Source organism: Kitasatospora sp. NPDC004799 (assembly GCF_040609095.1).
Classification (GTDB): Bacteria; Actinomycetota; Actinomycetes; order Streptomycetales; family Streptomycetaceae; genus Kitasatospora.
In genome coordinates this window covers 1-4,344 of the sequence record NZ_JBEXJK010000555.1, presented here as the reverse complement: position 1 = coordinate 4,344, position 4,344 = coordinate 1, and the positions used below count along the sequence as shown (strand labels likewise).

Below are 4,344 nucleotides of genomic sequence, written 5' to 3'. Positions count from 1 at the left end.
GCCACGGACTCCAGCACCCCGCCGACCGCGAACGCAATGCGCCGCCAGGGCCGTCGGAGCCGCCAGAGCCGTCGGAGCCGTCGGGGCCGCCCGGGACGAGGCCGCGCAGCTCGGCGTGCAGCAGGCCGTCCGGGAAGCGGTCGGCGACCCGGTGCGCCCAGGCGGTGACCAGCGCGCTCTTGCCGACCCCGGCCGGGCCGACCACCAGCACCGGGCCGTCCCCGGCGCGGCCCGCCCCGGCGGCCCGGTCGAGCCGGGCCAGGTCGGTAGTGCGGCCGACGAAGTCCGGGAGGCGGCGCGGGAGTTGGCGCGGGACGGGCGTGGGCTGCGGCGCCGGTTCGGGCGCCGGGGGCGCGAGTGGCGGCGGCTCCGCCGTACGGTCGTCGGCCAGCACCTCGGCGAGCGCCGCCCGCAGCGCCGGGCCGGGGTTGATGCCCAGCTCCTCGTCCAGCCGCACCCGGGCCCGGTGGTAGGCGGCCAGCGCCTCGGCGGGCCGGCCCGACTGGTGCAGGCAGCGCATCAGCAGCGCCACCAGCTCCTCGCGCAGCCCGTCCGCCCGTACGCCCTGCTCCAGCAGCGGCACGGCCGACGCCCCGGCACCCTGGCCCAGCAGCAGGCCGGCCCAGCGGAGCAGGGCGGCGGTGCGGGACTGCCTCAGCCGGTCCACCGCGGCGGTGCGCAGCGGGGTGCCGGGCAGGTCGGCCAGCGGCTCGCCGCGCCACAGCCGCAGCGCCTCCGTCGGCCGACGGCACTGCCGCGCCCTAGAGCACGTTCGGGCGCCCAGCACCCGGCTTCAGGCGCCCAGCACCCGGCGCAGGTAGTCGTTGCCGAACACCCGCTGCGGGTCGACCTCGTCGCGCAGCGCGGTGAAGTCGCCGAAGTGCGGGTAGACGCCGGCCAGGTACTCGGCGTCGCGGGTGTGCAGCTTGCCCCAGTGCGGCCGCCCCTGATGGGCGGTCATCAGCTGTTCGACGCCGGTGAAGTAGCCCTGGTCGGCGGTGCCCCGGTAGAGGTGGACGGCGATGTAGGCGCTGTCCCGTCCGGAGGCGGTGGAGAGCCAGAGGTCGTCGGCGGGGGCGAAGCGCACCTCGACCGGGAAGCCGACCTTCCAGTCCGAGCGCTCGACCAGGGCCTTCAGCTCGCGCAGCACCTCGCCGACGGCCGCGCGCGGCACCGCGTACTCCATCTCCAGGAAGCGGACCCGCCGCGGGCTGGTGAACACCTTGTACGCGGTGTCGGTGAAGCTGCGCTCGGACCAGGCCCGGCTGGCCAGCGAGGCGATCGAGGGGATCGAGCCGGGGAAGCGCCGGCCGATCCGGCAGGCGCCCTCCCAGACGGTGTTGGAGAGGAAGTCGTCCTCCAGCCACTCCTTGAACCGGGGCAGCGGGGCGGCCGGGCCCTGGCTGCGGTTGTTGCGCTTGGTGGAGCAGCGGTCGGTGTGCGGGAACCAGTAGAACTCGAAGTGCTCGTTGACGGCGGTGAGGTCGTCCAGGCGCTCCAGCACCTCGTCGAAGCCCATCGGCTGCTCGTGCGCGGTGAGCAGGAAGGCCGGCTCGACGCCGAAGGTGAGCGCGGTGATCACGCCGAGGGCGCCGAGGCCGAGCCGGGCGCCCTGGAAGAGCCGGGGGTTCTCGGTGGGGGAGCAGCGCCGCACGGTGCCGTCGGCGAGGACGATCTCCAGGGCGCGGATCTGGGCGGCCAGCGAGCCGGAGTCGCGCCCGGTGCCGTGGGTGCCGGTGCTGGTGGCGCCGGCCACGGTCTGGACCTCGATGTCGCCCATGTTGGTCAGCGCGAGGCCCTCGGCGGCGAGGACCCGGTTGAGCCGGTGCAGCGGGAGGCCGGACTCGACGGTGACGGTGCCGGCCTCGCGGTCGATCGCGCGGACGGCGGTGAGCGCGTGCGGGCGGATCTGGACGCCGTCGCCGGCCGAGGCGATCGAGGTGAAGGAGTGGCCGGAGCCGACGGCCTTGACGGTGCGGCCCTGTTCGGCGGCCCGCCGGATCTCCCTGGCCAGTTCCTCGACGGTGCCGGGGGCGGCGGCCCGGGCGGGGCGGGCGCTCTGGTTGCCGGCCCAGTTGGTCCACCGGGTGGGGGTCGCGGTACTGGCCTGGGGCATTGCGCTGCCTCCTGCTCCGTGGCCGAACGGGTCGGCGCGGTCCGGGGCGGCGGCGCCGCCCTACTCGCGGGTTCGACCCGCGAGTAGGGCGAGAGACTAGTCAGTTCACCGTTCGACGTCTACGGGTCGTTCGACCCCGTCGGCAGCGGCCGTGGCGGGCGTGTCGGCGGCCAGTCCGGCGCGCAGCCGGCCGAGGCCGGCGAGGGCGGCGACCACCCCGAGCAGGCCGGCCGCCAGCGGCACCCAGTAGCCCGCGGCGGCGCCGGAGGCGTCGACCACCCAGCCGCCGGCCGAGGAGCCGGCCGCGACGCCGAGGGCCAGGCCGGTGGTGGTCCAGGTCATGCCCTCGGTCAGCTGGGCGGCCGGGACGAGCCGCTCGACCAGGGCCATCGCGGTGATCAGGGTGGGGGAGATGGCGATGCCGGCGACCAGCAGCGCGGCGCCGACCGCGACCAGCCCGCCGAGGCCGTGCACCGTGTGGGCGACCAGCAGCAGCGGCACCATGCTGACCGCCATGAACAGGACGCCGACGAGGAAGCGCACCGCCATCGATCCGGTGAGCTTGAGGGTGCCGAAGACCACCCCGGCCAGGCAGGAGCCGAGCGCCCACAGGGCGAGGATCACGCTGGAGACCGCCTTGTGGCCCTGGGCCTCGGCGTAGGCGACGGTGACCACCTCGACCGAGCCGAAGATCGCACCGGTGGCGACGAAGGTGATGATCAGCACCTGGAGGCCGCGGTTGAGGATGACCGAGCCGCCCTGGTGCCGGGCGGCCGGATGGACCGGCGGCTCGGTGGAGCGCTGGGCGGCGAACAGCAGGACGCCGACGGTGAGGAAGACCGAGGCGAGCAGCAGGCCGGCCTCGGGGAAGACGGAGGTGGCCAGGCCGATCGAGAGGATCGGGCCGACGATGAAGCAGACCTCGTCGACCACGGCCTCGAAGGAGTAGGCGGTGTGCAGCTTGCCGGTGTCGTCGCGGTAGAGGTGGGCCCAGCGGGCGCGGACCATCGCGCCGGTGCTCGGCATCACGCCCATGCCGGCGGCGAAGACGAACAGCGTCCAGTCCGGGGCCGCCAACCGGGCGCAGAGCAGCAGGCCGGTGGCGGAGACGATGGTGAGCGCCATGGCGGGGACGATGATCCTGCGCTGGCCGTGCCGGTCCACCAGCCGGGAGACCTGCGGGCCGAGGACGGCGGCGGAGACCGCGAGGCAGGCCGAGACCAGGCCGGCCACCCCGTAGGAGCCTCTGAGCTGGGACAGCATGGTCACGATGCCGATCCCGGTCATGGAGATCGGCAGCCGGGAGACGAAGCCGGTGGAGGAGAAGGCCAGAGTGCCGGGGGAGGCGAATATCTGGCGGTAGCTGGACAGCACAGGAGCTCCGGGCGGGGGAGTAAGGAACGAGGCTGGTAAACACAGCTTACGTACGTTGGCAAACGGTATTTTCCGGACACCCGCGCGGCCCCGGCGACGGGGCCCGTCCCCTCAGTGGCAGGATCGGTGCCATGTCCGACGCGCGCAAACCCTCCCCCTCCGGCGCCGCCCCGTACGACGCCCTGCTGCTGCTGTCCTTCGGCGGGCCCGAGGGCCCCGAGGACGTCGTCCCGTTCCTGGAGAACGTCACCCGCGGCCGCGGCATCCCCAAGGAGCGGCTGAAGGAGGTGGGCAGGCACTACTTCATGTTCGACGGGGTCAGTCCGATCAACGGGCAGAACCGCGAGCTGCTCGCCGCGCTGCGCAAGGACTTCGCGGAGCACGGGCTGGACCTGCCGGTCTACTGGGGCAACCGGAACTGGGCGCCCTACCTGGTCGACACCCTGCGGGAGCTGGCCGCCGGCGGCCACCGCCGGATCGCCGTGCTCGCCACCAGCGCCTACGCCGGCTACTCGGGCTGCCGCCAGTACCGGGAGAACCTGGCCGACGCGCTGGCCGCGCTCGCCGAGGAGGGCGGGCCCGCGCTGCGCGTCGACAAGCTGCGGCACTTCTACAACCACCCGGGCTTCGTCGAGCCGATGATCGACGCCGTCCTGGCCGCCCTGGACGAGCTGCCCGAGGCCGTCCGCCCCGGCGCCCGGCTGGCGTTCACCACCCACTCCATCCCGGAGGCCATGGCCGAGACCTCCGGCGCCCCGGACGACCCGGCCCGCGGCCGGCCCGGCGGCGCGTACGTCGCCCAGCACCTGGACGTCGCCCGGCTGATCGCCGCCGCGGTGGCCGAGCGCACCGGC

Annotated in this window: 4 protein-coding genes; 1 reads left to right on the top strand and 3 read right to left on the bottom strand. The window is 74.7% G+C overall.

The window, feature by feature from the left end; translation table 11 throughout:
* The 3 genes from ABZW03_RS37865 to ABZW03_RS37855 all read right to left on the bottom strand — a co-directional run.
* Positions 1–787 (bottom strand): AfsR/SARP family transcriptional regulator (locus ABZW03_RS37865; protein ID WP_355268973.1); only part of this gene is annotated, 787 nt, incomplete at its 3' end.
* Positions 788–793: 6 nt separating this feature from the next.
* Positions 794–2,116 (bottom strand): D-arabinono-1,4-lactone oxidase, encoded by a 1,323-nt coding sequence (locus ABZW03_RS37860; RefSeq protein ID WP_355268971.1) that lies wholly within the window; start codon positions 2,114–2,116, stop codon positions 794–796.
* Between the two features lie 105 nt (positions 2,117–2,221).
* Positions 2,222–3,490, bottom strand: a complete 1,269-nt coding sequence (locus ABZW03_RS37855) for an MFS transporter (RefSeq protein ID WP_355268970.1) — start codon at positions 3,488–3,490, stop codon at positions 2,222–2,224.
* 131 nt (positions 3,491–3,621) lie between these two features.
* Here ABZW03_RS37855 and ABZW03_RS37850 point away from each other — a divergent pair.
* Positions 3,622–4,344 (top strand): ferrochelatase (locus ABZW03_RS37850; RefSeq protein WP_355268968.1); only part of this gene is annotated, 723 nt, incomplete at its 3' end.

Excerpts from the sequence above, each read along its gene's own strand:
- ABZW03_RS37860 (WP_355268971.1), bottom strand. The coding sequence starts at position 2,116 with ATGCCCCAGGCCAGTACCGCGACCCCCACCCGGTGGACCAACTGGGCC.